This is a genomic window from Halorubrum sp. Atlit-26R (genome assembly GCF_003666015.1).
GTDB lineage: Archaea > Halobacteriota > Halobacteria > Halobacteriales > Haloferacaceae > Halorubrum.
On the sequence record NZ_QPLT01000539.1, the window covers coordinates 1 to 440 of the forward strand.

Below are 440 nucleotides of genomic sequence, written 5' to 3' on the forward strand. Positions count from 1 at the left end.
GTTCTCGCTCCACCGGGTGGTCATGAACGGTATGACCAAAGAAGACGCGATAGGGCCCCTCGTAATCATCATACCAAAACGGTCCATCGTACCCATCACCATGCGGGGAACGCATCGTCAGCAGCTCTTCGACAGTGTGATCAGCCAGCGACCTTTGAGGATCGATGCCACCGTGGACGACGAGCACGTCGTCGAACGAGATGGCGACCGGAAGTGATTCGAAGTACTCGCGGTCGCTCTCGCGGAGCCAGTCCGGGTTCTTGTCGCCGCGCACGATCTTCTGCTCGTTGTTTCCACGGACGCTGACGAGACGCGAATCCACACGAACGAGATCGATAACACCAGGACTGTCCGGCCCTTTTCTGACGAGGTCACCGACGAAGACGACAAGATCGTCGCCCGCTAATTCGAGGTCGGTGAGGAGCCGTTCGAGAATCTTT

1 protein-coding gene is annotated in these 440 nt (G+C 57.7%); it reads right to left on the reverse strand.

Annotated features, from left to right (window positions below; translation table 11 throughout):
• Positions 1 to 436, reverse strand: a 436-nt coding sequence (locus tag DVK07_RS21845; RefSeq protein WP_394338908.1) for a metallophosphoesterase, incomplete at its 3' end; no start/stop codon positions are given.
• Positions 437 to 440: the final 4 nt, after the last annotated feature.